The 24,516-nt window shown below is 70.5% G+C and carries 21 protein-coding genes and 4 pseudogenes; 11 read left to right on the forward strand and 14 right to left on the reverse strand.

Going from position 1 to position 24,516, the window contains the following annotated elements; translation table 11 throughout:
* Nucleotides 1-14: 14 nt before the first annotated feature.
* The 7 genes from ACFJGX_RS23995 to ACFJGX_RS24025 form a co-directional block, all read right to left on the reverse strand.
* Nucleotides 15-1,052, reverse strand: coding sequence for a porin (locus tag ACFJGX_RS23995; RefSeq protein ID WP_382323578.1), 1,038 nt, complete (start codon nt 1,050-1,052; stop codon nt 15-17).
* A 67-nt stretch (nt 1,053-1,119) separates the two neighbouring features.
* Nucleotides 1,120-2,514 (reverse strand): aldehyde dehydrogenase family protein, encoded by a 1,395-nt coding sequence (locus ACFJGX_RS24000; protein WP_382327202.1) that lies wholly within the window; start codon nt 2,512-2,514, stop codon nt 1,120-1,122.
* A 111-nt stretch (nt 2,515-2,625) separates the two neighbouring features.
* On the reverse strand, nt 2,626-4,362 hold the full coding sequence (locus ACFJGX_RS24005; RefSeq protein ID WP_382327205.1) for a thiamine pyrophosphate-requiring protein: 1,737 nt from the start codon (nt 4,360-4,362) through the stop codon (nt 2,626-2,628).
* 22 nt (nt 4,363-4,384) lie between these two features.
* Nucleotides 4,385-5,365 carry a Bug family tripartite tricarboxylate transporter substrate binding protein gene (locus ACFJGX_RS24010; protein ID WP_382323575.1) on the reverse strand — a complete coding sequence of 327 codons (981 nt, stop codon included), beginning with the start codon at nt 5,363-5,365 and terminating at the stop codon, nt 4,385-4,387.
* 54 nt (nt 5,366-5,419) lie between these two features.
* Entirely contained in the window at nt 5,420-6,445 is a 1,026-nt protein-coding gene (locus ACFJGX_RS24015; RefSeq protein WP_382327207.1) for a 2Fe-2S iron-sulfur cluster-binding protein, read from the reverse strand.
* Entirely contained in the window at nt 6,442-6,918 is a 477-nt protein-coding gene (locus ACFJGX_RS24020; protein WP_382327209.1) for an aromatic-ring-hydroxylating dioxygenase subunit beta, read from the reverse strand. The genes ACFJGX_RS24015 and ACFJGX_RS24020 overlap by 4 nt, the downstream gene beginning before the upstream one ends.
* 4 nt (nt 6,919-6,922) lie before the next feature.
* On the reverse strand, nt 6,923-8,185 hold the full coding sequence (locus tag ACFJGX_RS24025) for an aromatic ring-hydroxylating dioxygenase subunit alpha (RefSeq protein ID WP_382323572.1): 1,263 nt from the start codon (nt 8,183-8,185) through the stop codon (nt 6,923-6,925).
* Nucleotides 8,186-8,318: 133 nt separating this feature from the next.
* Here ACFJGX_RS24025 and ACFJGX_RS24030 point away from each other — a divergent pair, with 133 nt between their 5' ends.
* The 8 genes and pseudogenes from ACFJGX_RS24030 (at nt 8,319) to ACFJGX_RS24065 (ending at nt 16,116) form a co-directional block, all read left to right on the forward strand.
* Nucleotides 8,319-9,077 carry an IclR family transcriptional regulator C-terminal domain-containing protein gene (locus ACFJGX_RS24030; protein ID WP_382323571.1) on the forward strand — a complete coding sequence of 253 codons (759 nt, stop codon included), beginning with the start codon at nt 8,319-8,321 and terminating at the stop codon, nt 9,075-9,077.
* Nucleotides 9,078-9,484: 407 nt separating this feature from the next.
* Nucleotides 9,485-9,910: pseudogene (locus ACFJGX_RS24035) on the forward strand (ROK family protein); the annotation flags it as partial.
* Between the two features lie 130 nt (nt 9,911-10,040).
* On the forward strand, nt 10,041-10,388 hold the full coding sequence (locus tag ACFJGX_RS24040; RefSeq protein ID WP_382328795.1) for an ROK family protein: 348 nt from the start codon (nt 10,041-10,043) through the stop codon (nt 10,386-10,388).
* Complete coding sequence (locus tag ACFJGX_RS24045; protein WP_382323569.1) at nt 10,388-11,890, forward strand: sugar ABC transporter ATP-binding protein; 1,503 nt, start codon at nt 10,388-10,390, stop codon at nt 11,888-11,890. The genes ACFJGX_RS24040 and ACFJGX_RS24045 overlap by 1 nt, the downstream gene beginning before the upstream one ends.
* Nucleotides 11,871-12,875 (forward strand): ABC transporter permease, encoded by a 1,005-nt coding sequence (locus tag ACFJGX_RS24050; RefSeq protein WP_382327211.1) that lies wholly within the window; start codon nt 11,871-11,873, stop codon nt 12,873-12,875. Before ACFJGX_RS24045 ends, ACFJGX_RS24050 begins: the two co-directional genes overlap by 20 nt.
* 54 nt (nt 12,876-12,929) lie before the next feature.
* Nucleotides 12,930-13,892 carry a substrate-binding domain-containing protein gene (locus ACFJGX_RS24055; protein WP_382327213.1) on the forward strand — a complete coding sequence of 321 codons (963 nt, stop codon included), beginning with the start codon at nt 12,930-12,932 and terminating at the stop codon, nt 13,890-13,892.
* 22 nt (nt 13,893-13,914) lie between these two features.
* On the forward strand, nt 13,915-14,982 hold the full coding sequence (locus tag ACFJGX_RS24060) for a sugar phosphate isomerase/epimerase family protein (RefSeq protein WP_382323568.1): 1,068 nt from the start codon (nt 13,915-13,917) through the stop codon (nt 14,980-14,982).
* 41 nt (nt 14,983-15,023) lie between these two features.
* Nucleotides 15,024-16,116, forward strand: a pseudogene (locus tag ACFJGX_RS24065) (Gfo/Idh/MocA family protein).
* On the opposite strand, the gene ACFJGX_RS24070 reads toward ACFJGX_RS24065, so the two are convergent.
* Entirely contained in the window at nt 16,113-16,928 is an 816-nt protein-coding gene (locus ACFJGX_RS24070; protein ID WP_382327215.1) for a DUF72 domain-containing protein, read from the reverse strand. The pseudogene ACFJGX_RS24065 and the gene ACFJGX_RS24070 overlap by 4 nt on opposite strands.
* A gap of 207 nt (nt 16,929-17,135) precedes the next feature.
* Between ACFJGX_RS24070 and ACFJGX_RS24075 the strand changes: the two genes are divergently transcribed.
* From ACFJGX_RS24075 to ACFJGX_RS24085, 3 genes are all read left to right on the forward strand, one after another.
* Nucleotides 17,136-17,549, forward strand: coding sequence for a DJ-1/PfpI family protein (locus ACFJGX_RS24075; RefSeq protein ID WP_382327217.1), 414 nt, complete (start codon nt 17,136-17,138; stop codon nt 17,547-17,549).
* 106 nt (nt 17,550-17,655) lie between these two features.
* A complete protein-coding gene (locus tag ACFJGX_RS24080) occupies nt 17,656-18,399 on the forward strand; it encodes an ABC transporter substrate-binding protein (RefSeq protein WP_382323565.1) in 744 nt (247 codons plus the stop codon).
* Nucleotides 18,396-18,971, forward strand: a complete 576-nt coding sequence (locus tag ACFJGX_RS24085) for a mechanosensitive ion channel domain-containing protein (protein ID WP_382160522.1) — start codon at nt 18,396-18,398, stop codon at nt 18,969-18,971. Before ACFJGX_RS24080 ends, ACFJGX_RS24085 begins: the two co-directional genes overlap by 4 nt.
* Nucleotides 18,972-18,978: 7 nt before the next feature.
* Here ACFJGX_RS24085 and ACFJGX_RS24090 read toward each other — a convergent pair whose 3' ends face one another.
* The 6 genes and pseudogenes from ACFJGX_RS24090 to ACFJGX_RS24115 all read right to left on the reverse strand — a co-directional run bounded on the left by ACFJGX_RS24090 (nt 18,979) and on the right by ACFJGX_RS24115 (nt 24,458).
* Nucleotides 18,979-19,875 carry a sugar kinase gene (locus ACFJGX_RS24090; RefSeq protein WP_382323564.1) on the reverse strand — a complete coding sequence of 299 codons (897 nt, stop codon included), beginning with the start codon at nt 19,873-19,875 and terminating at the stop codon, nt 18,979-18,981.
* Between the two features lie 242 nt (nt 19,876-20,117).
* Nucleotides 20,118-20,585 (reverse strand): annotated as a pseudogene (locus ACFJGX_RS24095) (RraA family protein); the annotation flags it as partial.
* Nucleotides 20,586-20,609: 24 nt separating this feature from the next.
* The gene (locus ACFJGX_RS24100) at nt 20,610-21,566 is read right to left on the reverse strand and encodes a C-terminal binding protein (RefSeq protein ID WP_382323563.1); all 957 of its coding nucleotides are present in this window, start codon (nt 21,564-21,566) and stop codon (nt 20,610-20,612) included.
* A gap of 8 nt (nt 21,567-21,574) precedes the next feature.
* Nucleotides 21,575-22,587 (reverse strand): annotated as a pseudogene (locus tag ACFJGX_RS24105) (DctP family TRAP transporter solute-binding subunit).
* A 31-nt stretch (nt 22,588-22,618) separates the two neighbouring features.
* Nucleotides 22,619-23,908, reverse strand: a complete 1,290-nt coding sequence (locus ACFJGX_RS24110) for a TRAP transporter large permease (RefSeq protein WP_382323561.1) — start codon at nt 23,906-23,908, stop codon at nt 22,619-22,621.
* 16 nt (nt 23,909-23,924) lie between these two features.
* Nucleotides 23,925-24,458, reverse strand: coding sequence for a TRAP transporter small permease (locus ACFJGX_RS24115; protein WP_382323560.1), 534 nt, complete (start codon nt 24,456-24,458; stop codon nt 23,925-23,927).
* Nucleotides 24,459-24,516 lie beyond the last annotated feature (58 nt).

Consider the following 24,516-nt stretch of genomic DNA (forward strand, 5'->3'; position numbering starts at 1 on the left):
CCCGGCCTCTTTCATCAGAACGTGTGGCGCATGCCCACCTGGATGCCGCGCAGGTCCTGGCCGAGCGCGGGCACGCGGGTGCCCATGTCCTGACTGGACGGGAACATCGCGATGCGCGAGGCGCCGCTGTTGTTCAGCAAGGCGGCCGAGGTGTAGAGCATGGTGCGCTTGGAGAGGTTGTGCGCATAGCCCACGGCGAACAGGGAGGCGTCGCCGGTGGCGCGCTGGTTCTGGATCCAGGAGGCGCGGAACTCGCCCGCGCCCACCGGCACCGTCAGGCCCAGCAGGTACCCCTTGGCCGAGGCCAGGCTGTCGACCTTGTTGTGCTGCAGGTAACCGAACAGCTTGAAGCCGTCGAAGCGGTAGGTGGCGCCCAGGCCGGTGGTCTGGCTGAACACATAACCCGCGCCCGGCGCGCCGATGGTGGCCCGGGCCACCTCGATGCGGTCGGTCGCCAGGCCGACGTACAGGCGGTCGGCCGTGTACTCGGCGCTGGCCGCGAGGTTCTTGTTCGGCGTGTCTTCGCGCATCTGGACCAGCAGCCGCATGTTCAGGCCGCCGAACAGCGTGGGCGAAAGGTACTGCACCGAGTTGGGCAGCATGGGCGTGTAGCCGCGCACCGCCGAGCCCTGCAGCATCGACAGCTGGGCGCCGGTCTGCGCGCGGGCAAAGGGATCGGTCTTGCCGGTGAGGAAGATGAAGGGGCTCCAGTGCGCGCCGAGTTCGATCGCACCGAGCTTGGCGTCGCGCAGGCCGACGTAGGACTCGCGGTTGAAGAACGCGGTGGTGCTGGACTGCATGCCGGTGTCGGCCTGGAAGCCGCTCTCGAGCTTGAAGTAGGCCGACAGGCCGCCGCCGAGCTGTTCGGTGCCGCGCAGGCCGAACAGCGAGGTGTCGCTGCTCAGGGTCTTGCGGGTGCCGGACTCGCCCTGGTATTTGATGGCGTTGACGCCCAGGTCGATGCGGCCGTACAGCTCGACGCTGGACGTCTGCGCCGACGCGATCAAAGGCAGCAGCGCGAAGGGAATGGCGCCGAGTGCGTGGAACCTCATGGGGTGTGTCTCCAAGGATGTTGTGGGTGGGTGGATCGAGGTGTGCCCGCTCAGCGCGGCGGCGGCCTCACGCCGGTGCGTTCACCACATGCGCCTGCATGTAGTGCTTGAGGCCCTGGGCGGCGTACTCGCTGCCCAGGCCCGATTGCTTGGCACCCCCGAAGGGGATCTGGGCATCGAGCCAGAGGTGCTGGTTGACGCTGGCGGTGCCGACCTCGAGCCGCGCCGCGACGCGGGCCGCGGCGGGCACATCGCGGCCCCAGACCGAGCCGGTGAGCCCGTAGGGGCTGGCGTTGGCGCGTTGCACCGCCTCGTCCACGTCGGTGAAGCTCAGCACCGGCAGCACCGGGCCGAAGGGCTCCTCGGCCACCAGGCGGCTGTCGTCCGCGAGGCCGCTGACCACGGTGGGCGCGATGAAATAGCCTTCCCGGTCCAGCGCCTGGCCACCCGCATGGAAGCGCGCACCGCGCTCGCGCGCGTCGTCGAGGATGCCGAGCACGATGCGGTGCTGCGCCGCGTTCTGCACCGGGCCGAGCACCACGCCCGGCTCGAAGCCGCCGCCCACCGCCACCGCTTTCGCCCGCTGGGCCAGGGCCTCGCACACCGCGCCATGCAGGCGCTCGTGCACGTACAGGCGCTTGATCGCCATGCAGATCTGGCCGCTGTTGGCGAAGGCGGCGTTGAACAGCGGCTGCGCGATGGCCTCGGGGTCGGCATCGGGCAGCACGATGGCGGCGTCGTTGCCGCCGAGTTCGAGCGTCAGGCGCTTGAGCGTGCCGGCGCTGCTGGCCATGACCTTCCTGCCGGTGGCCGCCGAGCCGGTGAAGCTGATCTTCTGGATGTCCGGGTGCTCCGCGAGCGCGCGGCCCAGGTCGTTGCCGCCGGAGACCATGTTGAGCGTGCCGGCGGGCAGCAAGGCCTGCGCGCGCTGCGCGAAGCGCAAGGCGCTCAGCGGCGTGTAGGGCGAGGGCTTGACCACGATGGTGTTGCCCGTGAGCAAGGCGTGCACGATCTTCGGCACGCACAGCACCAGCGGCATGTTCCAGGGCGTGATCGCGCCCACCACGCCGAGCGGGCGGTGGTGCAGCTCGACGCGGCCCTGGGCGTCCTCGCGCAGGGTTTCCACCGGCACGTCGAGCGCCACCAGGCGCTGCAGCTGCGCCGCCGCGCGGGCCACCTCGTCGCGGGCGCGCGGCAGCGGTTTGCCCTGCTCCAGCGTGATCAGCCAGGCCAGCGACTCCAGGTCCTGCAGCAGCAGGTCCGCCAGCGCCAGCAGCTTCTGGCGCCGCTCGGCCCAGGGCCGCGCGGCCCAGGCGGGCTGCGCGCGCCGCGCGGCGGCCACGGCCTCGTCGAGCTGGGCCAGCGAGGCCTCGGGGGCGGTCGCGAAAGGCTGGGCGGTGGCGGGGTCGATGACCTCGAACCGGCTTTCGCCCTCGCGCGCCTGGCCGTCGATCGACAGCATCGGGGGGTGTCGTCCAAACGCAGGGTGCGCAAGGCCTCGGCACGCATCGGATGGTGCTCCATGGAATTCCTTTCGGGGGCTCGCGCCCCGGGGTCGTGGGGTCGGCGGGCGTTACTCGCCGATGACGTTGAGCAGGGCCTGCCGGCCCTCGACCTGCACCGCGTGCAGGGCGCGCCGGAGCGCGGGCATGAGGTCTTCACGCCGTGTCACGCGCTCGCCGTGACCGCCGGAGGCCTCGGCGTAGCGCTCGAAATCGGGCACGGGCCGCAGCGAGGACAGCGGCTCCGGCCGGCGCTCCCGGGCCTGCCGCGCGGCGTGGCCCTGGGGGTACATGCCGGTGGCGGCCTTCTGCACGCCTTCCCAGCCTTCGTTGTTGAACACCACCGTGAGCACGGGCAGGCCGTGCATCGCGGCGGCGTGGTGGCAGGCCGCGGGGTTGGCGAACAGGTAGGCGCCATCGCCCACCACGCAGATCACGGTGCGCCCCGGGGCCGCCTGCTGCGCACCCAGCGCGGCGGGCAGGCCCCAGCCCAACCCGCCCGAGGACGGCAGCTGGAAGAAGCCGCCGGCTTCCTCGAAACCCATCTGCTCGCGCACGGCCGAGTACTCGTTGACCAGGATCGCGTCGCGCGGCCGCACGGCCTCGAGGCAGCGCGAGAGGAACAGCTTGCTGATGGCGCCGCCGCGCGCCTCGTCGCGCTGCGCGCGGGCCGCGATCTCGCCACGCACCGCCGCGCCGATCGCCTGCGCGCGCTGGCGGCGCCGCTCGGCCTGCGAGAGCGCGCCCACGGCTTCGAGCGCGGGGCCCAGCGCGGCCAGCAGCGCGCTGGCGTTGGTGGTGATGCAGAGGTCGGACGGGAAACTGCGCATCGGGTAGCGCTCGAAGAGCGGGTCGCTGCCCGCGAGCGCCACGAAGGCGCCCGGCCGGGGCGTGGCGACGGCGGGAATCCAGGGCACGTCCGTTTCGAGGAACAGCAGCGCGTCGGCGTGCGGCAGCACCGCGCCCATCTCGTAACCCAGGTGCAGCGGGTGCGAGGACGGAAAGCTCACGTAGCGCGGCCGGTTCTCGGCCACGCCGATGCCGAAGCGGTCCGCGAGTTCGCTGAGCTGGGCCACGGTCTGCGGGTCCGCGCCGCTGCTGGTGCAGACGATGACCGGGCATTCGGCCGCGGCCAGCGCGCGCGCCAGGGCCAGCACGGCCTCGGGATCGGGGTGGGCGGCCGAGGCCACCGGCACCTGGCAACCCACGCGGCAGGCGGCGTGCGGCTGGGCCAGCACCTCGCGCGGCAGCGTGAGGTAGACCGGGCCGCGCGGCTCGGTGCTCGCCACGCCCAGCGCACGGTCCACCACCTCGGCCACGTGGTGGCCGTCGCGCAACTCGTAGTCCCACTTGACCAGCTCGCGCACCATGGCCCCCTGGTCGAACATCTCCTGCGCCCAATGGACCTCGTGGGTGCGCGAGCCGGCGCGGCCCTGTTCGAACCAGGGCGTGCGCCCGGCCGCGAGCAGCAGCGGCACCTGCGCGCGGATCGCGTTGAACAGCCCGCACACCGCGTTGGCCGTGCCCACGCTCACGTGCAGCATCACCGCCTGCGGGCGGCGCGCCACCATGTAGAAGCCGTGCGCCATGCCGATGGCGAGGTTCTCGTGCCCGATGAGCACCGGCTCGGGCAGCACCAGGCCGGCCTCGGCGGCGCGCGCATAGGCCTCGATCACGGGCGCGGTGTCGGTGCCCGCGCCCACGTAGAAATGGTCCACACCGCGGTCCTTGAGCAGCACGAGGAAGGCCTCGGCCACGGATTCGGTGCACACGGTCCGGGCGGCGTCCGCCGGCAATGCCTGGTTCATGGTGAGGTCCTGTGTCCTGGCATCAGTCCAGCGTGATCTGCGCCGAATCGATCACCTTCTTCCAGCGCGCCGACTCCTCGCGCAGCATCGCGGCGGTGGCCTCGGGCGTGCTGCCCACCGGGTCGGCGCCCAGCGCCTCGAACTGCTTGACCACGTCGGGCATCTTCACGATGGCCGCGACTTCCCTGGCCAGGGTCTGCGCGATGGCCGGCGGCGTGCGCTCGGGCGCGACCAGCGTGACCCAGGTGCCCGACTCGAAGTTCGGCACACCGGCTTCGTGCATGGTCGGCACGTCGGGGATGAAGCCCACGCGCTCCTTGGTGGCCGAGGCCAGGATGCGCACGCGCTTGCTCTGGTGGAAGGGCAGCGTGGTCGTCACGTTGTCGAACATCAGGTCCACGGTGCCGGCCATCAGATCGGTCAGGGCCGGCGCGGAGCCCCGGTAGGGCACGTGGACCATCTTGATGCCCAGGCGGCTCTCGAAGTACAGCGCGGTCAGGTGCGAGGTGCTGCCATTGCCCTGCGAGGCGAAGCTGAGCTTGCCCGGGTTGGCCTTGGCGTAGTCGATCAGCTCCTGCAGGTTGCGCGCCTTCACCGAGGGGCCCACCACGATCACGTTGGGCATGTTGGCGATGGTGGTGATCGGCACGAACTTGCGCGCGTCGTAGTTGATGCTCTTGTAGAGGTTGAAGTTGATCGCCAGCGGCCCGGGCGGGCTGGCGAACAGGGTGTAGCCATCGGGCGCGGAGCGCGCCACGTGCGCGCCGCCGATGTTGCCGCCCGCGCCGGGCTTGTTGTCGACGATCACGCTCTGCTGGAAGCGCGCGCGCAGCTTGTCGGCCACGATGCGCGCGATCGAGTCGGTGGTGCCCGCCGCAGGAAACGGCACGACGACGGTGACGAGCTTGTTCGGGTAGGGGCCGTCCTGGGCGGCGCCCGGCAGGGCGAAGGACAGCAGCGCGGCGGCGCACAGGGCGAGGCGGGTGAAGGGGCGGCGGTTCATGGGGTTGTCTCCGGTGTTGGGTCGGGGTCGGTGGGATCGGATCGGGAAACGCGTTTACATGGCCACGTCCTGGGAAGGCGCGAAGGCGTCGCAATAGAAACGGGCCGGGTCGAGGCCGCGCTGCGCGAAGGCCTCGCGCGCCGCCGCCACCATGGCGGGCGAGCCGCAGGCGTAGACCTCGTGGCCGCTGAGGTCCGGCAGATCTTCGACCACCGCCTCGTGCACCCGGCCGGTGCGCCCGCTCCAGCCGCCGTCGGCAGCGGCGGCCGCGGAGACCACGGGCACGTAACTCGTCTTGCCCGCGTCGGCCCAGCGCTGGGCCAGCGCGTGGCGGTACAGCAGCTCGGGCGTGCGCGCGCCCACGTAGAGGTGCAGGCGGCGCTGGGTGCCTTTCTTCAGCAGTTCCTCGAGGATGGACTGCACCGGCGCGAAGCCCGTGCCACCCGCGACGAACACGATCGGGGCCTCGCTCTCGCGCAGGTAGAAATCGCCCAGGGGCAGGCGCAGCCGCACCGGGTCGCCCGGCTGCAGCTGGTGGAAGACCTGCTCGGCGAAGCGCCCGCCTTCGAGGTAGCGGATGTGCAGCTCCACGCCGTCGCTCTGCTGCGGCGGGTCTGCCATGGAGAAGCTGCGCTCCTGCCCGTCGTCGAGCAGCACCCGCAGGTACTGCCCGGCGCGGAACTTCGCGCGCACGCCGGCCGGAAAGCGCAGCTTGAGCACGGCCACCTCGGCGGCCGGGCGTTCGATGCGCAGCACCTTGGCGGTGATCACCTTCTCGCTCGCCAGGTCGCGCCGGTGCACCTCGCGCGGGGCGATGCGCAGGTCGGAGCAGGGCCGCACGCGGCACAGCTTCACCGCCGAGGCGGGGCCTTCCTGTTGCGGGCCCAGGTCCTGGCGGCCCGGCGTCACGAACGTGCCGCTGAGCACCTCGCCTTCGCAGCTGCCGCACACCCCCGCGCGGCACGACGCGGGCAAGGCCCAGCCGGCGCGCTCGGCGGCCGCGAGCACGGACTCGTGCGCGGCGCACTCGAAGTCCAGCGCCTCGTCGGCGGTGGTGATGCGGTACACGGCGGTGCTCACAGCGGGATGGCCAGCAGGGTGTCAAAGACCGAGCTGTCGCAGACCACCACGCGGCGGGCGATCTTGAGTTCGCCGTCGCCCTCGATGCGCAGTTCGTCGTGGTAGCAGCCGGTGACGAAGACCTGGCTGGTGCCGTTGCGCATCACGCGGTAGACCGCGAAGGGCGTGCGCGTGCGCACGGTCTGGCCCTCGGTGCGCAGGTGGGCCGGCACGGAGACGATGTGGCGGTAGCTGTGGCGCTCGTAGATGTTGGCTTCGCGCAGGCCCGAGACGCGGTCTTTCAGCATGCCCCGCGAGTCGGCGAAGATCAGGCCGGCGTCCCAGCCGCGCGCGTGGTTTTCCAGCGTGGTGATGCTGTAGAAGCAGTCGGGCGTGAAGAAGTCGGGCCAGGCTTCGAGCCGGTCGGCGTCGATGCAGTCGGCGTAGGCGGCGTTGAGCAGGCTCACGGCCAGGTGGAGTTCAAGGCGGTTCATCGGCTCAGATCCCCATGTGGGCCCGGTAGGCCTTCCAGAAACCGCGCACCGAGGCTTCGGTGGCGCGCGTGTCCTGCGTTTCGGTGCTGGTGCCGCCCATCTGCACGATGGCCGCGTCCTCCTGCGCCGACACCGTGCCGCGCTGCACGAAGCCGCCGACGCAGCCGTCCTCCATCGAGACCAGGCCGGCGGGCCCGATCAGGTTGCACTGCTTGAGCCGCGCGTAGCGCATCTCGGGCGTGTCGTCGACGAAACCGATGTAGGTCCAGTTCAGCGCGGTCTGGTTCACGCCCTGGGGCAGCACCTGGCGCACCACGATGCTGTTCCAGATCTGACCGAGCACGAAGCCGGGAAACACCGAGAGGATCTGCAGCGTGATGCCGTCGCCCACCTCGTCCGTGCCTTCGAGAAAGCTCGGGTCGTTCAGGCGGTACTGCTCGTTGTCCGATCGGATGCCCTGGTCGCGGTACTCCGAGCCGGCATCTTCGGTCTTGTCGATCATGGAGTAGCTCACGTGGCTGCCGCCGTCGTCCGAGACGATCAGGCCGCCGCGCTGCGTGAGGCGGTTGACCTCGAAGGTCGTGAGGAAGAGGTGCAGCAGGCTGGCGTGGTAGCTGTCCTTCACGTTCTCGAAGTACAGCTTCCAGTTGTTGGGCAGCGCCTGCGTGAAGCGGCCCAGGATCTGCAGCGGCTTGTCGCGCAGCACGCGCTGGATGCGCCCGAGCACGGCCTCGCCGATGTACTCCTCGATCGGCGGCACGTCGTCGCTGAAGCTGCCGAACACCAGGCCGCAGACGGTGGACACGCGCAGCTTGCGCGGCGAATGCGCTTCCTTGCAGAAGCCTTCGGGCATGCCGCCCTTGCCGCTCACGCCGCCTTCGAAGGCCACGCCCGTGAGGTTGCCCTGCAGGTCGTAGGACCAGGCGTGGTAGACGCAGGAGAAGTTCTCGGCATCGCCAGCGTTCTCCAGGCAGATCAGCGCGCCGCGGTGCGAGCAGCGGTTCTCGAACGCGTAGAGCTCGCCGTCGTGGTCGCGGGCCACCACCACCGGCGTCTCGCCGGCGAAGGTGCTGACGTAGTCGCCCGCCTGCTGCAGCTCGGCCTCCAGGCAGAGGTAGTTCCAGGTGGCGCCCTGGTAGATGCGGTCCTGCTCGCGCTGGCGGATCGCCTCGTCGCGGTAGATCCAGTAGGGGATGCGGGTCAGGCCGCCTTCGGGCCAGGTCCGCGGGGCCGTCAGGCCGCTGATGTCGATGGGTGCTTCTTGCATGGTCTCTGTTCAGTGCGCATTGCGCACATCGTTCGTTGGGGCGGTGTGTGGGGCAAATTATCGAAGCATCACCGACATGAATCAATGCAGCCTGGGTTAAAGTCCGCAATGCGCACTTTTTTGGAGAGACGGCATGAAACTGGAACGACGCGACTTCGTGGCCTCGCTGGAAAGCGGGCTGGCCGTGATCGAGGCCTTCGATGCGCAGCACACCCGCCTCACGCTGACCGAGGTGGCGCAGCGCACCTCGCTCACCCGCGCCGCCGCGCGGCGCTACCTGCTCACGCTGACCAAGCTGGGTTACGCCGACTACGACGGCAAACACTTCTCGCTCGACCTGCGCGTGCTGCGCCTGGGCTATGGGCTGCTGTCGGGTGCGCCGCTGCCGCGCAAGGCACAGCCCGTGCTCGACACCGTGGGCTGGCAGACCGACGAAGTGACCTCGGTGGCCGTGCTCGACGAGACCGCCGTGGTCTTCGTGGCGCGCTCGCAGAGCCGCCGCGTGTTCTCGCCCACCGTCGGGGTGGGCACGCGGCTGCCGGCCTATTGCTCCTCGGCCGGCCGCGCCCTGCTCGCGCACCGCAGCGATGCCGAGGTGCTGCTGCTGCTCGGGCACAGCCCGCTGCAGCAGTTCACGCCGCACACACGCGCCACGCCGCGCGCGGTGCTCGAGGCGGTGCACCAGGCCCGCGCGCAGGGCTATGCGATCAGCGACGAGGAGTACGAGATCGGCCTGCGCTCCATCGCGGTGCCGGTGCCCAACGCGCACGGCCGCGTGGACGTGGCGATGACCGCCAGCGTGCAGTCCGGCCGCATGACGCCCGCGCAGATGGTGGAGCAGCTGCTGCCCCCTTTGCTGGAAGGCGCGAAGTCGCTTTCCGCCTTGCTGTGAGGTGGATTGACCCGATTTGGGTCGAAATTTGATCTTGTCGGGTCGAATTCGACCGCATAGCATGCGTCTCCAGTGCCGCGCCCGACGACGGCACACCAACGGAGACACGCATCTTGAACTGGAAAGGCCTGAAAACCGGTGAGCGCACCGTGCTGGACCATGTGTTCTGGGCCAGCGGCATCTCGCGCGACGCCCTGGCCGCCGCGGCCTCGTTCTCCAAGACCCGCGCCAACGCGGCGGTGGCCGAGCTGCTCGAACAAGGCCTGCTGGAGCAGACCGGCGAGCAGGTGCCCACCGGCGGGCGCCGCGCCGACACCCTGCGCCTGAGCCGCAGCCTGGGCGTGCTCATCGGCGTGGCCGTGGGCGCCACCGGGCTGGAGGTGGGCATCCTCAGCCCCGACCTGGCCGTGATGGCCCACCACAGCGAACCGGCCGACGTGCACGACGGCCCCGGCCCGGTGCTCTCGCGCATCCGCGTGCTCATGCACGAGCTGCTGGCGCGCTGCGGCGTGGCGCCGCGCCAGGTGATCGGCATCGGCATCGGCCTGCCCGGCCCGGTGGACTTCGACAGCGGCCAGCTCGTGAGCCCGCCGTTGATGCCGCTGTGGGACGGCTACTCCATCCGCGACGACCTCGCCGCCGACTTCAGCGCGCCCGTCTTCGTGGACAACGACGTGAACGTGATGGCCCTGGGCGAGCTCTGGCGCATGCAGCGCAGCCTGCCCAACTTCCTGGTGGTGAAGGTGGGCACCGGCGTGGGCTGCGGCATCGTCTGCCAGGGCCAGGTCTACCGAGGCGCCAACGGCTCGGCCGGCGACGTGGGCCACATCTGCGTGGTGCCCGACGGCCCGCGCTGCCACTGCGGCAACCTCGGTTGCGTGGAGACGCTGGCCGCCGGGCCCGCGATCGCGCGCATGCGCAACCGAGGCGGCCCAGGCCGGCCAGAGCCCGCTGCTCGCGCGCATGCTGGCCGAGCGCGGCCCGCTGCGCCTGCAGGACGTGGCCGAGGCCAGCCGCGCGGGCGACATGGCGGCCAACCAGGTGGTGCAGCGCTCGGGCGCGCTGGTGGGGCAGATGCTCGCCTCGGTGGTGAACTTCTTCAACCCCTCGCACGTGTTCATCGGCGGCGGCGTCACGCGCGTGGGGCCGCTGTTCCTGGCCGCCGTGCGCCAGAGCGTGTACCACCGCTCGCTCGCGCTCTCCACGCGGCACCTGGAGATCCAGTACACGCCGCTGGGCGAACGCGCCGGACTCATCGGCGCGGGCGTGCTGGCCATGCAGGAAAGCCTGCGGCAGATGGAGCTGGCGTGATGGCGGCCGCTGGCGTGCGCGTCGAGCTGCGCGGCATCGTCAAGCGCTTCGGCCCGGTGCAGGTGCTGCACGGCGTGGACCTGGCCTTCGAGCCCGGCCGCGTCTACGGCCTGCTGGGCGAGAACGGCGCGGGCAAGTCCACCCTCATGAAGATCCTCGCGGGCTACGAACGGCCCAGCGAAGGCACGCTGCAGGTGAACGGCCGCGCGGTGCGCTTCGACGGCCCGCGCGCGGCCGAGGCCGAAGGCATCGTGCTGATCCACCAGGAGTTCAACCTGGCCGAAGACCTCACGGTGGCGCAGAACATCTTCCTGGGCCACGAGAAAAAGCGGCGCGGCCTCTGGCTCGACGACGGCGCCATGCGCGCCACCACGCGCCGCGTGCTCGACGACGTGGGCCTGAGCAAGGTGCACCCCGACATCCGCGTGCGCGACCTCATCGTGGCCGAGCGCCAGCTGGTGGAGATCGCCAAGGCGCTGTCGCGCCACGCGCGCGTGCTCATCATGGACGAGCCCACCGCCACGCTCACGCCGGGCGAGACCGGCCGGCTGTTCGGCCTGGTCGCGCGCCTGCAGGCCGAGGGCGTGACCATCGTCTTCATCTCGCACAAGCTCGACGAGGTGGAGCGCATCACCGAAGAGGTGGTCGTGATGCGCGACGGCCGCCTGGTGGCGCAGCAGGCCACGGCCACGCTCACGCGCGCGCAGATGGCGAACCTGATGGTGGGCCGCGAACTCGCCGACCTCTACCCGCCGCGCACCGAGGTGCCGGCCGACGCGCCCGTGCTGCTCTCGGTGCGCGCCCTGAGCGTGCCCGGCTGGGCGCAGGACGTGAGCTTCGAGGTGCGCGCGGGCGAGGTGTTCGGCTTCGCCGGCCTGGTGGGCGCGGGGCGCACCGAACTCTTCGAAGGCCTGCTGGGCCTGCGCGAGCGCAGCGCGCAGGCGGTGCAAGTGGCCGGGCGCGCGCTGCTGCCGCGCTCGCCGCGCGAGGCGGCCGACGCCGGCCTCACCTACCTGAGCGAAGACCGCAAGGGCCGCGGCCTGCACGTGCGCTTCGGCCTGCGCGAGAACCTCACGCTGATGGCGCTGCAGCGCCACGCCCGCCCCTGGCTGCAACCCGCGAGCGAAGTCGCCGCGCTGGAACAGGCGGTGCGCGACTTCGGCATCCGCACCGGCTCGCTCGATGTGCCGGCCGGCTCGCTCTCGGGCGGCAACCAGCAGAAGCTGGCGCTGGCCAAGGTGCTGCACCCGGACCCGCGCGTGGTGGTGCTCGACGAGCCTACGCGCGGCGTGGACATCGGCGCCAAGCGCGACATCTACGCCCTCATCCAGCGCCTGGCCGCCAGCGGCCGCGCGGTGGTCGTGATCTCGTCCGAGCTCATGGAACTCATCGGCCTGTGCCACCGCGTCGCGGTGATGCGCTCGGGCCGCCTGCAGGCCACGCTCTCGGCCGCCGACCTCAACGAACAGGAGCTCATCGCCCATGCCACAGGAACGCACTGACGCCACCCCGGCACCGCCCCCGGCCGCCGGCCGCGCCTGGCGCCTGCCCACCCTGGGCCCGCTGCTCGGCCTGGTGCTGCTGTGCATCGCCGGCACGCTGCTCAACCGCGAGTTCGCCACGGTGGACAACGCCATGAACGTGCTCACGCGCACCGCCTTCATCGGCATCATCGCCGTGGGCATGTGCTTCGTGATCATCTCGGGCGGCATCGACCTCTCGGTGGGCTCCATGGCCGCGCTGATCGCGGGCGTGGTGATCCTGCTCATGAACAAGATCGCCCCGCTGGGCTGGCCACCGGTGGCGGTGGTGATGGTGGGCATGGCCGCCGCCGTGCTGCTGGGCGCGCTGTTCGGCCTGGCGCACGGCCTGCTCATCACGCGCGGGCGCATCGAGCCCTTCATCGTCACGCTGGGCACGCTGGGCATCTTCCGCGCCTACCTCACCTACTTCGCCGACGGCGGCGCGCTCGCGCTCGACAACGCGCTGGCCGACGCCTACGGCCCGGTGTACTACGGCAGCCTGCTGGGCGTGCCCATCCCGGTGTGGATCTTCGCGCTGGTGGCCCTGGCCGGCGCCCTGCTGCTCAACCGCACCGCCTTCGGCCGCTACGTGCAGGCCATCGGCTCCAACGAGCAGGTGGCGCGCTACGCCGCGGTGGACGTGGACCGCATCAAGGTGCTCACCTACACCCTGCTGGGCGTGTGCGTGGGCATCGCCACCCTGCTCTACGTGCCGCGCCTGGGCTCGGCCTCGCCCACCACCGGCCTGCTGTGGGAGCTCGAAGCCATCGCCGCCGTGATCGTGGGCGGCACCGCGCTGCGCGGCGGCGCCGGCAGCATCGGCGGCACCGTGATCGGCGCCATCCTGCTCTCGGTCATCAGCAACATCCTCAACCTCACCAGCATCATCAGCGTGTACCTCAACGCGGCGGTGCAGGGTTTCGTGATCATCGCCGTCGCATTCATGCAGCGGCGGCGTCCCTGAAGGCACGCCATGCCTTCTTTCTTTCCCTGTCATCAACACATCAAGGAGACAAGCATGAAGTACCGTTCCCGTCTGCTCGCGCTGGCCGCCCTGGCCGCGCTGGGCATCGCCAGCCCGCTGCTGGCGCAGGCCCAGAACAAGGTGAACCTGGGCGTGCGCATCCCGGCCGCCACCCACAGCTTCGCCGCCGGCCTGGTGTACTGGGCCAACGAAGCCAAGAAAGAACTGGAGAAGGACCCCAACATCAAGGTCACGATCAAGACCGCCAGCGGCGCGCCCGAGCAGGCCAACCAGCTGCAGGACCTGGTCACCGCGACCAAGATCGATTCGCTGGTGATCCTGCCCTTCGAATCCGCCGCGCTCACGCGCCCGGTGCAGCAGGTCAAGGCCAAGGGCGTGTACGTGACGGTGGTGGACCGCGGCCTCACCGACACCAGCGCGCAGGACGCCTACGTCTCGGGCGACAACACCGCCTTCGGCAAGGTGCCGGCCGAGTACCTGGCCAAGGCGCTCAACGGCAAGGGCAACATCGTGGCGCTGCGCGGCATCCCGACCACCATCGACAACGAGCGCATGGACGCCTTCAACGCGGTGATGAAGAACCACCCCGGCATCAAGGTGCTGGACGCCAAGCACGGCAACTGGAACCGCGACGACGCCTTCAAGGTGATGCAGGACTACCTCACGCGCTTCAAGGAGATCGACGCCGTGTGGGCGGCCGACGACGACATGGCCTTCGGCGTGCTGCGCGCGATCGAACAGGCCAAGCGCAAGGACATCAAGATCGTGTTCGGCGGTGCCGGTGCCAAGGCCATGGTCAAGACGCTGATGGACGGCAGCAACCCGCTGATCCAGGCCAACGTGTCCTACTCGCCCAAGTTCCTCTACGACGCCATCAAGATGACCGCGCTGGCGCGCAAGAAGGGCGAGAAGCTGCCGCCGTCGACCATCGTGCCCTCGGTGCTGATCACCAAGGCGAACGCCAAGGACTTCTACTTCCCCGACTCGCCGTTCTGAGTCCGCGCGCCAGGAGGACCCCATGAAAACCATCCAGGGACCCGGGATCTTCCTGGCCCAGTTCATCGGCACGGCCGCGCCGTTCGACACGCTCGACGGCCTGGCCGGCTGGGCCGCCTCGCTGGGCTACCGGGGGGTGCAGATCCCCACCAGCGACGCGGCGATCTTCGACCTCGAGCGTGCCGCGACCAGCGACACCTATTGCGACGAGGTGAAGGGCCGGCTCGCCGCGCACGGCCTGCAGATCACCGAGCTCTCGACCCACCTGCAGGGCCAGCTGCTGTGCGTGCACCCCGCCTACGACCTGCAGTTCGACGCCTTCGCCGCCCCCCAGGTGCGCGGCAACCCCACGGCGCGCACGGCCTGGGCGCACGAGCAGCTGCTGCTGGCCGCGAAGGCCTCGCGACGCCTGGGCCTGAAAGCCCACGCCAGCTTCTCGGGCGCGCTGGCCTGGCCCTACCTCTACCCCTGGCCGCAACGCCCGCCCGGCCTGGTGGAAGCCGCGTTCGCCGAACTCGCGAAGCGCTGGCGCCCGGTGCTCGACGCCTTCGATGAAGCCGGCGTGGACGTCTGCTACGAACTGCACCCCGGCGAAGACCTGCACGACGGCATCACCTTCGAGCGTTTTCTCGACGCCGTGGGCCAGCACCCGCGCGCGAACATCCTCTACGACCCCAGCCACTTCGTGCTGCAGCAGCTCGACTACCTGGCCTTCATCGACCACTACCACGAGCGCATCCGCGCCTTCCACGTGAAGGACGCCGAGTTCCGCCCCAACGGCAAGCAGGGCGTGTACGGCGGCTTCTCCAGCTGGATCGACCGCGCGGGCCGCTTCCGCTCGCTCGGCGACGGCCAGGTGGACTTCAAGGGCATCTTCTCCAAGATGGCGCAACACGACTACGCGGGCTGGGCCGTGCTGGAGTGGGAGTGCTGCCTCAAGCACCCGGAAGACGGCGCGCGCGAAGGCGCGGCCTTCATCCGCGAGCACCTCATCCGCGTGGCCGACCGCGCCTTCGACGACTTCGCCGCCAGCGCGGGCGACCCCGCCACCCTGGCCGCCCTGCTCGGCCTGAACCGGGGCGCGGCATGAGCACGAACGACGGGCGCGCGGCGCGGCGCATCCGCCTGGGCATGGTGGGCGGTGGCGACGGCAGCTTCATCGGCGCGGCCCACCGCATCGCCGCGCGGCTGGACGACCAGTTCGAGCTGGTGGCCGGCGCGCTCTCGTCCACCGCCGAACGCGCGCACGCCAGCGCGGCCCGGTTGCACATCGCGCCCGAGCGCAGCTACGCCGACTACACCGCCATGGCGCAGGCCGAGGCGCGGCGCGAGGACGGCATCGACGCCGTGGCCATCGTCACGCCCAACCACCTGCACGTGCCGGTGGCGCGCGCCTTCGTGGAGCAAGGCATCCACGTCATCTGCGACAAGCCGCTGCGCACCTCGCTGGCCGAGGCCCAGGCGCTCGCGCAGTCGGTGCGCGAGCGCGGCCTGCTGTTCCTGCTCACCCACACCTACGCGGGCTACCCCATGGTGCGCCAGGCGCGCGAGATGGTCGCCGCCGGCGAACTCGGCGAGCTGCGCATCGTGCAGGTGGAGTACGCGCAGGACTGGCTGGGCGAACCGGTCGAGCACCAGGGCAACAAGCAGGCCGAATGGCGCGCCGACCCGAATCGCGCCGGCCCGGCCGGCGCGCTGGGCGACATCGGCACCCATGCCTACCAGCTGGCGCGTTATGTGAGCGGCCTGCAGGTGCAGGAACTCTCGGCCGAACTCACCCGCTTCGTGCCCGGGCGCGCGCTGGACGACCACGTGCAGGCCATGCTGCGCTTCGACGGCGGCGCGCGCGGCATGCTGTGGGCCAGCCAGGCTGCGCAGCGGCGCCTGCAACGCGCTGCGCCTGCGCGTCTACGGCACGCGCGCCTCGCTGCATTTCGACCAGGAGCAGCCTGAGTTCCTGAACTTCGCCCCGCTGGGCGGCCCGGTGCGGCAACTGCGCCGGGGCATGGCGCCGCAGATCGCCGCCAACCGCATTCCGGCCGGCCACCCTGAGGGTTACTTCGAGGCCTTCGCCGAGCTGTACCGCGATTTCGCGCGCGCCTGGCGCGGCGAAGCAAGCACCAACATGCCCGGCCTGCTGGACGGGCTGGACGGCATGGCCTTCATCGAGGCCGTGCTGAACAGCCACCAGCAGAACGCGCGCTGGGTGCGGCTGGAGCGTTAGCCGAGGCGCTCGATCAGCGCCATCGCGGCCGCCGGGGCGCGTTCCTTGGCGCCGCTGATGAAGTACATGAACACGTCCCGCGCCTTGGCCTTCGGGCCGGCGCCGTCGACCCGCGGCACGTCGGCCGGCTCACCGCCGGCGGCCCAGGTCCTCGCGGCCTCGGCCCAGCGGTCCAGCGCCTTGGGGGCGTAACCGGTCTTCACCTTCGGGTCGGTGCGCATCAGGCGCGCGTAGACAAAGTCGCCGGTCAGGTCGGCGAACGAGGGGTAGTCGTCGGAGTCGGTGAACACCGTGGCGCAGCGGTGCTTGCGCGCGAGCGCGAGGTAGGCCGGGTCCAGGAAGCTCGCGTGCCGCACGTCCAGCGCGTGGCGCAGCGGCAGGCCGTCCACCTCGCGCGGCAGCAGCTTCAGGAAGGCCTCGAAGTCCACCGGGTCGAACTGCTTGGTGGGCGCGAACTGCCAGACCAGCGGCCCGAGCTCGGGGCCGAGTTCGCTCAGGCCACTGCCCACGAAACGTTCGATGGACTCGCCGGCCTCGGCCAGCACGCGGCGGTTGGTGGTGAAGCGGTTGGCCTTCAGCGAGAACACGAAGCCCTCGGGCGTCTCGTCGCGCCACTTGGCGAAGGTGGGCGGCTTGAAGGTGCTGTAGTAGGTGCCGTTGACCTCGATCGCGGTCAGCTTCGTGCTGGCGTAGGCCAGCTCCTTGCTCTGCGCCAGGCCTTTGGGGTAGAAGTTGTCGCGCCAGGGCTCGTAGGTCCAGCCGCCCACGCCCGACCGGATCGCGCCCGATGTTGCCTTCTTGCTGGTGCGCATGCCGTCTCCTGCGGAAAAAACGTCTGCAACTCTACAAGATGACCGGCGCGGCAGGGCGATTTTCCCAGGCACGCCATTTGCCCCAATGGCGGGTATGGCTCAGCTCCCGCCCTCCCTCCAACACGCCGTGCTGGCCGGCGATCCCTCGATCCCGGGCCCGCAAGGCTGCGCATCCTGGTCGCGCACGGCATCGTCGGCAAAAGCGCCGTGGGTCTGCACGCCACCTTGCTGGCCCTCGGCGCCCAGCCCTGTTTCGTGGCACCCCGGATCGGCCCGGTGAAGACCGTGGACGGGGTGTTCGTCGACGCGGAGGCTTCGCTGCAGAACGAACCCGGCTTCCTGTTCGACGCGCTCGCCCTGCCCGACGGCGACGAAGGCGTGCAGGCCCTCGCGCGCGACACCCACACGCTGGACTTCATCCGCGACCAGCACCGCAGCGGCAAGGCCATCCTGGCCATGCCCGCTTCCCGCGCGCTGCTCGAAGCGGCGGGCGTGTCCCCGACCCTGCCGTCGGGGCAGGCGGACCCGGGGCTGGTCGTCGGCCACGACGCCACGGCCTTCGTGCAGGCCATCGTGCGCGACCGGCATCCCGGCCGCCACATCGAGCCGCCGTCCCCCTGACGCCCTCCCGGTGACCCGGGAGGGCCGTTACCATGGTCATCCTTTGCCGCGGGCCCGAGGCCACGCGACAAGCCATGGACGTTCACCCGCCTTCCCCCTCATCGCCATGACCGCTCCCCTCCCCCTATCCCACAGCTTCGCGCCCACCGGCCGCCTGCGCGCCTCCATCAACCTGGGCAACCCCATCCTCGCCAACCGCAACCCCGCCACCGGGCAGCCGTTCGGCGTCTCGGTGGACCTCGCGCACCGCCTGGCGCAGCGGCTCGGCGTCGGGATCGAGCTGGTGGTGTTCGACACGGCCGGCCAATCGGTCGAGGCGGTGAGGAACGGCGCGGCCGACGTCGGCTTCTTCGCCATCGACCCGCTGCGCGGCGAGGGCATCGCCTTCACCGCGCCCTACGTGCTGATCGAAGGCAGCTACCTGGTGCGCCAAGAATCCCCCCTGCAGAGCAACCACGAGGTGGACCGGCCGGGCACGCGGGTGACCGTGGGCAAGGGCAGCGCCTACGACCTGTTTCTCTCGCGCGAGCTGCGGCAGGCCGAGATCGTGCGGGTGGCCAGCTCGCAGGCCGTGGTCGACGAGTTCGTGCGCCAGGGGCTGGACGTGGCCGCCGGCGTGCGACAGCAGCTGGAACACGACCAGCAGCGCCACCCGGGCCTGCGGCTGCTGCCGGGCCGCTTCATGGTGATCCAGCAGGCCATGGGCCTGCCCAAGGACCGCGGCGCCGACGCCGCGCGTTACCTGCACGCTTTCGTGGAAGACATGAAGTCGTCGGCTTTCGTGGCCGCTTCCTTGAACCAGCACCACATCCAGGGCGCCTCGGTGGCCCCCGCCGCCACCGCCCCATGAAAGACTTTCTCCCCGCCTACGCCCACCCCTTCATCGACGTCATCACCATCGCGCTGCAGATGGCGCTGATCGTCTTCGTGGCGCTGCTGCTGCGCTCGCTGCTGCACCGCCTCATCACCCGCGTGGGGGAGGACAAGCGCCTGCCGCTGGAACTCGTGATCGGGGGCCGGCGCGTGGTCACCTTCCTGCTGTTCGGTGCCGCCCTGCTGCTGGTGCTGGACCGCGTGGGCGTCTCCGGCATGGTGATCTGGACCGCCTTCACCGGTTTCGCCGCCGTGGGCGCCATCGCCTTCTTCGCGGCCTGGAGCGTGCTCTCCAACATCTTCTGCGCGGTGCTGATCTTCACCTCGCGCCCGTTCGGCCTGCGCGACCGCATCGAGCTGCTCGAAGGCGGCGACAAGCCCGGCCTGGCCGGCGAGGTGATGGACATCAACCTGATCTACACCACGCTGCGCGAAGACACCGCCGAGGGCGCGGAGCCCTCCTACCTGCGCGTGCCCAACAGCCTGTTCTTCCAGCGCACCACGCGCCTGCGCACGCGCGAGTCGGTGGTGCGTTCGCTGCTGGACTGAGCGGCGCTCAGGGCCGGTCGGCCGCGAGCACCTCGCGCACGCGCGCGGCGTGCGGAATCGGCGCCACCGCGCCATAACCCTCGGTGGAGAGCGCGGCCACCGTGGCGGCGTAGCGCCCGGCGGTGGGCAGGTCGTCGCCGGCCACCAGCCGCGCCACGAAGGCACCGCCGAAGGCATCGCCCGCGCCGGTGGCGTCCACCGGCTGGCAGCGCGCGGGCGCGATGCGGTGGCGCTCGCTGGCCGTGGCCACGATCGCGCCCTGCTCGCCCATCTTGAGCGCCACCGTCTTCGCGCCCAGGCGCAGGCAATGGTCCACCAGCGCGTCGGGCTCGCGCAGGCCGGTGATGGCGACCACGTCGTCGTAGCTCGGCAGGCAGATGTCGCTCAGGCCGATCACGTCCGTCATGACGGCGCGCGCGCGCTCGACCGACCACAGCTTGAGCCGCAGGTTGGTGTCGAACGACACCCAGGCCCCGGCGGCGCGCGCGCATTCGATGGCGGCATAACCGGCGTCGCAGGCGCTCGGCGAAATCGCCAGCGAGATGCCCGAGAGGTGCAGCACGCGCGCCGTCGTGATCGGCGCGCGCGGCAGCGTGGCCGGCGTGAGCCGGCTCGCGGCCGAGCCGCTGCGGAAGAAGCTGAAGTGGTGGCCCTGGTCGTTGTGGGTCACGAAGTAGATGGCGCTGAAGGCCGCGGGGTCGCTGAGCACGTGGCTGTGGTCCACGCCCTCCTCGTCCCACAGGCGGCGCAGCAGGGCGCCGTAGGGGTCGTCGCCGAGCGCGCTCACGTAGGCCACGCGCGCGCCCTGGCGGGCGGCGGCGATGGCGAAGTTGGAGGTGTCGCCGCCGAAGCCCTGCAGGTAGCTGCGCCCGCCGTTCTCCCCGGTCTGGTTGAACTCGACCATGGCCTCGCCCAAGGCCACGATCTGCGCGGCCCCGGCGTGGCTGGGTGCCTCAGATGCGGCCATATTTGCGCCAGGCCCTTGCGCAGCGACTTCTCGGCCATGATGAGCTTGGCCTGCTCCAGCTCGCGTTCGTCGATCTCGCGCGAGGCGGCCAGCACCTCGGCGGCCCGCGCGCGCGGCACCACGACCACGCCGTCCACGTCGCCCACCACGATGTCGCCCGGGTGCACCACGATGCCGCCCACGCGCACCGGCACCTGCGAGGCCACCGTGCGGAAGCGGCCCAGCGTGGTGCCGGGGCTCACGTCGCGGGCGTACACGGGGAAGCCGTAGTCGCGCCGGATCTCGGTGAGGTCGCGCACGCCGCCATCGAGCACCGCGCCGGCATGGCCGTTGGCCACGGCACCGGCCGTCATGAGGCCGCCCCACACCGCCACGTCGGGCTGGCCGCCGTCGATGGAGATCACGATCACGCTGCCCGGTTCGGCTTCGTCGATCAGGTCCAGCGCGTGCTGGGGCGGCACGAACTCATCGGTCGCCGATTCGAGCACGGTGGCGGCCGGGCCGCAGAGGCGCTTGTCGTTGATGCGCGGCTTGATGGGCGTGTCCATGTAGCCGCGCTGGCCGCAGACCTTGTCCACCGCGTCGGCCACCGAGGCCACGGCCACCTGGTTGAAGCCGTCGACCAGCTCCTTCAATTCCTTGTTCATCGTTTCTCCGTTCCATCAAAAAAATCACCAGCGGTTGAGCCAGTGCAAGGGTTGTTCTCCGCGCAGGACGCGCACCGCCTCCTGCGCCGTCTTGAGCTGCAGCTCGCGCATGGCCTCTTCGCTGTACCAGCCCATGTGGTTGGTCACGACCACGTTGTCCAGGCCGAACAGCGGGTGCGCGCCCGGGGGTTCCTGCTCGAACACGTCCAGCCCCGCGCCCAGGATGCGGCGCTCGCGCAAGGCCTCGTACAGCGCCTGCGTGTCCACCAGGCCGCCGCGCGCCGTGTTCACCAGGATGGCGGTGGGCCGCATGAGCGCGATGCGCCGCGCGTCCACCATGTGTTTCGTGTGCGCGTTCAGCGGCGCGTGCAACGAGATCACGTCGGCCTCGGCGAACAAGGTGTCGAGGTCGGTGCGTTCCACGCCGGGGGGCATGTCGGTCTTGGGGTCGTGCACCAGCACGCGGCCGAAACCGAAACCCGCGAGTTTCTCCAGCGTCATGCGCGCGATGCGGCCGAAACCCACCAGGCCCAGCGTGCGCCCGCGCAGCCGGAACATGGGCTGCAGCACGCCGGTGGACCAGCGGCCCGCGCGCACCTCGGCGTCGTGCAGGCCGATGCGGCGCGAGACGGCCAGCGCCAGCGCCACGGCCTGCGAGCTGACCTCGTCGGTGCCGTAGTCCGGCACGTTGGCCACCATGATCCCGCGCTCGCGCGCGGCGGCCTGGTCGATGTTGTCCACACCGATGCCGTAGCGGATCACCGCGCGGCAGCGGGTCATGGCATCGATCACCCGGCGCGACACCGGCGACTCGCGCACCAGCACCACGTCGGCGTCCACCACCGAGGCCGCCGCCGCGTCTTCGTCGCGGCGGCAGGGGCGCACCTCGAAGCGCGCGCCCTCGGCGCCCAGCAGGGCCTCTTCCTGGTCGTAGGCGGCGTAGCCGTCGTCCAGGGCCACCACCAGGCGGTCTTGCGTCACCCCGTCGCTCACTTGGCGGCAGCGGCTTGCAGCAGCTTCTCGGTCCACTCCTTGCTCACCTCGGCCTCGAGGTAGGCGCGCACCGGCGGCTGCGCCACCTTGCGGAAGCGGTCGATCTCGGCCGGGCTGAGTTCGGTCACCGTCATGCCCTTTTCGGTCAGCACCTTCTTGGCCGAGAGGTCCTGCGCGCGCGTCATGTCGCGGTGGATCTTCTTGGCGATGTCCACGCCTTCGGTCACGGCCTTCTTCTCCGCGGCGCTCAGGCCGTTGAAGAAACGCTCGCTGACCATGTAGGCGTGCAGGCTGTAGACGTGGCCGTCCAGCGTGATGTGTTTCTGGTGCTGGAACAGGCTGGCGGCCATGATGTTGGTGACGCCGTTTTCCTGGCCATCGGCTGTGCCCTGCGCGAGCGCGGCGGGCAGTTCGCCCAGTCGATCGCGGTGGGGCTCGCGCCCAGCGACTCGACCAGCTTCACGAACACCGGGCTGGGCTGCACGCGGATCTTCAGGCCCTTCATGTCCTCGGGGGTCTTGATGGCGCGCTTGCTGTTGGTGAAGTGGCGGATGCCGTTGTCGGCGTAGGCCATGAGGCGGATGCCGGTGCGCTTGCGCATGTCCTCGGCCAGCTCCTGGCCGAACTTGCCGTCGAGCACGGCGTAGGCGTGCGCGTGGTCGTTGAACAGGAAGGGCAGGCCGAAGATGTTGAAGGTCTTGTAGACGCCGGGAATGCCGCCGTCGTGCACCACGGCGAGTTCGACCGTGCCCAGGCGCAGGCCTTCCATGACCTGCTGCGCCGGGCCCAGCTGGCCGGCGGGGTACAGCTCGACCTTGAGCGAGCCGTTGGTGGCTTTCTCCACGTGGTCCTTGAACGCGAGCGCGGCGGCGTGCTTGGGCTGGTCGTTGCCGGCCGGTTGGTAATGCGTGTACTTCAGCACCTTCTGCGCGAACGCGGGGCCGGCGCCGAGCGCCAGCAGGGAGGCGGCGGCCACGGCCGCCAGGAAGTGCTTGCGATGAATCTTCACGGGAAGTCTCCTTCTAGGGTGGTTCTGAGGGTCAGTGTTGGTAGCCGAGCACGCCGGGCAACCAGGTGGAAAACGCGGGAACGAAAGTGAGCAGCATCAGCACGCCGAACAGCGCGACCAGCATGGGCACCATCTCGCGCACCATGGGGCCCATGCGCACGCCCGAGACGGCGGAGGTGACGAACAGCAGCCCGCCCACGGGCGGCGTGACCATGCCCAGCGTGAGGTTCACGATGACCACGATGGCGAAATGCAGGGAGTTCAGCCCGGCCGCCTCGGCCAAGGGGCCGAGGATGGGCACCATGATCATCACGCCCGGCAGCGGCTCGATGAAGATGCCCACGAGCAGCAGCAGCACGTTGATGGCGATCAGCAGCTCGATCGGCGAGAGCGACATGCCGGCGATCCAGGCGGCCATGGTCTGCGGGATCTGGCCCACGGTGAGCACCCAGGCGAACACCGCCGAGGTGGCGACGATGAACAGGATGGAGGCCGTCATCAGCGCCGAGCGGAACAGGATGGCGGGCAGCATGTTCCATTGCAGCGTGCCGTAGACGAAGCGGCCCACCAGCAGCGCGTACAGCACGGCGGCGGCCGAGGCCTCGGTGGGCGTGAAGATGCCCAGGTGAATGCCGCCCAGGATGATCACCGGCAGCATCAGCGCCGGCAGCGCGCGCCAGAACAGGCGCAGCAGCGGTGCCGGGTCGAGCAGCTCGGGCGAGGAGCGGTAGCCGCGCCGCACGCTCACGATGTGGTTCACCACCATCAGCGAGAGCGCGATCAGGAAGCCCGGCACCACGCCGGCCAGGAACAGGCCGGTGATGCTCACGCTGTTGTCGGTCATCGCGTAGACGATCATGATGATCGAGGGCGGGATGATGGGGCCGACGATGGCCGTGCTCGCGGTGAGCGCGGCGGCGTAGGCGTCCTTGTAGCCGGCCTTGCGCATCATCTTGATGAGCATGGCGCCCGGGCCCGCCGCGTCGGCCAGCGCCGAGCCGCTGATGCCCGAGAAGAAGGTGAGCGTGAGGATGTTGGCGTGGCCCAGGCCGCCGCGGCGCATGCCCACCAGGCGCGCGGCGAACTTGAGCAGCACGTCGGTGAGCGCGCCGCCCGTCATGAGCTCGGCGGCGAGGATGAAGAAGGGAATCGCCATCAGCGGGAAGCTGTCGAGCCCGCTGAAGAGGTTCTGCATCACCACCAGCGAGGACAGGCCGGGCTTGAGCCAGACCGCCACCAGACCGGCGATGAGCATCGCGAAGGCAATGGGTGCGCCGATCACCATCAGCGCCAGAAAGACCAGACCGAGAACCGTCGTCATCGCAGGCTCTCCGGGTTCACAGGGCCTGCGGGTCGAAGCCTTCGACCCGGTCCCACTCGCCCAGCACGATCCACTGCCGCGCCACCATCGCCAGGTGCACCAGCATCAGCGCCGCGCCCAGCGGCAGCGCGAGGTACACCTTGCCCAGCGACCAGCCCAGCACCGGCGATTCCTGGTACCAGGCGAACTCCACGTACTCGATGCCCAGCCAGACCAGCGTCAGCAGTGTGGCCGCGACGATGGCCACGATGAGCACGCGCAGCAGCCGCGCCATGGGCAGCGGCACCGAGGCCTGCAGCGTGTCGATGGCGATGTGGCCGCCCACGCGCAGCGCGGGGCCGGCGCCGATGAAGGCGGCCCAGATCATCATGTAGCGCGTGGCCTCTTCGACCCAGGTGAAGGAGTGGCTGAAGGCATAACGCGCGAACACGTTGCCGATCACCAGCGCGGCCATCACCCCCAGCAGCACGATGAGCACCCAGCGGTTGGCGGCGAGAAAGGCGCGCGCCAGCGGGTGCGCGGGGGAAGATGGGGAAGGCGGGGAACTCACGTGAATGTCTCCGGGTTGCTCAGCTTGACGTGTCGGCCGCCATGGTATCTGATATCTC

It is taken from the genome of Hydrogenophaga sp. UC242_50 (assembly GCF_042697355.1).
In the GTDB taxonomy this organism is placed as follows: domain Bacteria; phylum Pseudomonadota; class Gammaproteobacteria; order Burkholderiales; family Burkholderiaceae_C; genus Hydrogenophaga.